At 58.3% G+C, this 2,997-nt stretch carries 4 protein-coding genes; all 4 read left to right on the forward strand.

Features of this window, described 5'->3' with window-relative positions:
- Positions 1-758 (forward strand): Rossmann-like fold-containing protein (locus tag K5905_RS30770; RefSeq protein WP_297591532.1); only part of this gene is annotated, 758 nt, incomplete at its 5' end.
- A gap of 1 nt (position 759) precedes the next feature.
- Positions 760-1,329: an alpha-ketoglutarate-dependent dioxygenase AlkB gene (locus tag K5905_RS30775; RefSeq protein ID WP_160092952.1), complete on the forward strand. Its 570-nt coding sequence runs from the start codon at positions 760-762 to the stop codon at positions 1,327-1,329.
- A gap of 174 nt (positions 1,330-1,503) precedes the next feature.
- A complete protein-coding gene (locus K5905_RS30780; protein ID WP_297591533.1) occupies positions 1,504-2,721 on the forward strand; it encodes a site-specific integrase in 1,218 nt (405 codons plus the stop codon).
- Positions 2,718-2,997, forward strand: a 280-nt coding sequence (locus K5905_RS30785) for a hypothetical protein (protein ID WP_297591534.1), incomplete at its 3' end; no start/stop codon positions are given. The genes K5905_RS30780 and K5905_RS30785, both read left to right, overlap by 4 nt.

Genomic DNA, 2,997 nt, shown 5'->3' on the forward strand with positions numbered 1-2,997 from the left:
GCCCCCACTGCTTCCCGAGGGAAAATGCCGACTTCGTTTGCATTCACGCGAGGTCGAATATGGCTGCTTTGCCAACCGCTGAAAATCGTCAACTTAATGCTACGGAAGACGCGGAGGCCGCCTTTGAGCGCCTTGTCGTCCTTCTCGAGCAGAAGCGGCGACCGTTCGATTTCGCGGCTATGACTCGAATTGGTAAATGCGTTTTTGTAGGTGAAGGCGATCTGAGCTTCGCACGTGCTTTGGCGCGCGACGCGAAAAGCTGCGCTGGGCATATCATAGCGACAACCTTTGAAGCCGAGCGCAGCGTTTGTCCGGCGGGAAGGAGAAACGCCCGATCACTGAGCGATCTAGGCGCCAAGGTTTTAAACGGCGTCGACGCCCGACACCTAGATGATCGAAACTTGCCAGCAATGGCGGAGCTGATCGCGTTTCAGTTCCCGAACACGGGCACGCGAAGGTCGGTCCACGGTCGTACAGAAAATCATATTCTGTTGCGCCGGTTCCTCCGGGCGGCGGCCTCGCGACTTAAGTTGACCGGTCGGATCGCAGTTACGCTTGTAAATAGCCCGCATCATCTGGGCGTATTTGATCCGCCTTCGGCGGCGGAATGGGCGGGCTGCGAAGTAGTGGAGGTGCTTCCATTTTATCGGTCTGCCTGGTCGGGCTATGGGCACGTCAACACCAACGATGCGAGCGAGAGCGCTTTGTCGAAATGCCGGTCTTGTAGTACCTGGCTTTTTAAACCGGTGAGGCGATAGGATGACGGACACGGTGAGCTTACCGCCCGGCGCATGCCTCATTCGCGACTTCGTGTCGGAGCAAGCCGTGGGACGCCTGCTCGCGGCGATTGACGCAACGGACTGGCGTGCAGATCTGAAACGACGCGTGCAGCATTACGGCTGGCGGTACGACTATCGCGAGCGGCGCGTGACGGAAGAGATGCGGCTTGGCCCGCTGCCGGACTGGCTTCTTCCCGCCGCCGAGGCTGTTGGAGACCTGCCGGAGTTTGATCGGCGACCCGATCAGGTGATCGTGAACGAGTATCTTCCAGGTCAGGGCATATCCGCGCATGTCGATTGCGAACCGTGCTTTGGGCCGGCGATCGCCTCGCTCAGCCTTGGAGGCGAGGTCGAGATGGTCTTCAAAAAGCGCTCAACTGGCGAACGCCACAGCGTCATACTTGAGCCCGCAAACCTCCTGATCCTGTCTGGTGAGGCGCGCTATGACTGGAGCCACGAAATTCCGGCGCGTAAATCCGATGTGATCAAGGGCGTGCGCCAGCCCAGAACTCGCCGCGTGTCGCTGACCTTCCGGACAGTGACCCTTTAGGCTCGCGGGTTATGGAAATGGTGGAGCCGAGGTCCCCCATTTTTATTTCCTGAATAATCCGGGTACATCTGTTTTCTTCAGTTATAACAGATAAAATCTCCCTTCCCCTATCCGGTAAGGTCCGGCATGATGCGAGCAGTTCCCCCTTTTTTCGGGGGAAGAATTGGGGGAAGCATGGACCTCGCTGCTGGCAATCGCCGCAAGCCTCTGACCGCCGCCTTTGTCCGCTCCGTGAAAGAGCCGGGCAAGTATCATGATGGCGGCGGGACAGGGCTTTTCCTGCGCGTGGATCCGAACGGCGCACGCTTCTGGATTCAGCGCCTGACCATCAAGGGCAAGCGCCGCGAGCTAGGCCTGGGGCCTGCTACATTGGTTTCACTCGCCAAGGCGCGCGAGGCGGCTCTAGAGAACAAGCGCGCGGTGCGGGCGGGGCGTGACCCATTGCGCGAAAAGCGCGAAGCAAGCGCGGTGCTGAGCTTTGAAGACGCCGCGCGCAAGGTGCATGAGCTGCACAAGCCGAGCTGGCGCAATGAGAAGCACGCGGCCGATTTCATCAATTCGCTGGAGCGTTACGCCTTCCCACGCATTGGTCCGATCAGCGTGGCGGACATTTCCACCAGTGACGTTCTGACCGTTCTTTCCCCAATCTGGCTGGAAAAGCCGGAAACGGCGCGGCGTGTCCGTCAGCGCATCGGGACGGTCATGAAATGGGCCGTTGCCAAGGGGTGGCGTCAAGATGATCCGGCCCGCGATATCGGGCAGGCATTGCCGAAACAAGCCCGTACCAAATCCCAGCGCAAGGCGCTTCCCTATTCTGAGGTTGCCGCCTGTCTGGATGCTGTGCGCGAATCTGGCGCGAACCCAACAACTAAACTGGCCCTAGAATTTTTGGTTTTAACTGCCGCGCGTTCGGGTGAGGTGCGACATGCGCGCTGGGATGAAATCGAGCTTGGAGCAGATGGAAGAAACGGCGTTTGGACCGTTCCTGCCGAGCGCATGAAGATGAAACGCGAGCATCGCGTCCCCCTTTCTGCGAGGGCTAAGGAACTGTTGGAGGCCGCTCGCTTGCACCATGATGGATCCGGGCATGTGTTCCCCGGCTTGCGCAAGGGCCGTCCCATTAGCGACATGACGCTTTCAAAGCTGGTGAAGGAACTCGGCTTTGATGCGGACGTGCACGGCTTCCGGACGTCCTTTCGGACCTGGGCGCAAGAGCGCACAAACTTCCCACGTGAAGTCGCCGAGGCTGCGCTGGCCCATGCGGTGGGTGACAAGGTGGAGCAGGCCTACGCGCGGAGCGATGTTTTTGAAAAGCGGAAGCAGTTGATGGATTTGTGGATGGTGCACCTAAACAAGCGAGAGGGTGACGTGGTGGAGCTCTGCCGAGCATGACTGGGTCTGGTGTATCGGAAAATCCTTGGGATGAGGAGAATATGCGCCCTCAGATGCTCACAGAGGCTGAAACAAAAGAGTTAGAGCTTGCGCTTCAGGACGGATTCCAGATTCACGGAACGATGATGCCTGGTGAAAAGTACCGTTTAGATGGAATTGTGGAAGAGCCGTTTTTTGGAGCAAGTGCTGGATCTTCCAGTGATGTCCTAGCATTAACTCCAGATTGGTTGTCAGAGCTAAGGAAAGAAGGTTGTACAGAAGAGGAGGTGTTGGATG

Source organism: Roseibium sp., assembly GCF_025698965.1.
In the GTDB taxonomy this organism is placed as follows: Bacteria; Pseudomonadota; Alphaproteobacteria; order Rhizobiales; family Stappiaceae; genus Roseibium.

What these genes read in the sequence shown, in the direction of transcription:
- K5905_RS30775 (WP_160092952.1), top strand. Translation starts at nt 760, where the DNA reads ATGACGGACACGGTGAGCTTACCGCCCGGCGCATGCCTCATTCGCGAC.
- K5905_RS30780 (WP_297591533.1), top strand. Translation starts at nt 1,504, where the DNA reads ATGGACCTCGCTGCTGGCAATCGCCGCAAGCCTCTGACCGCCGCCTTT.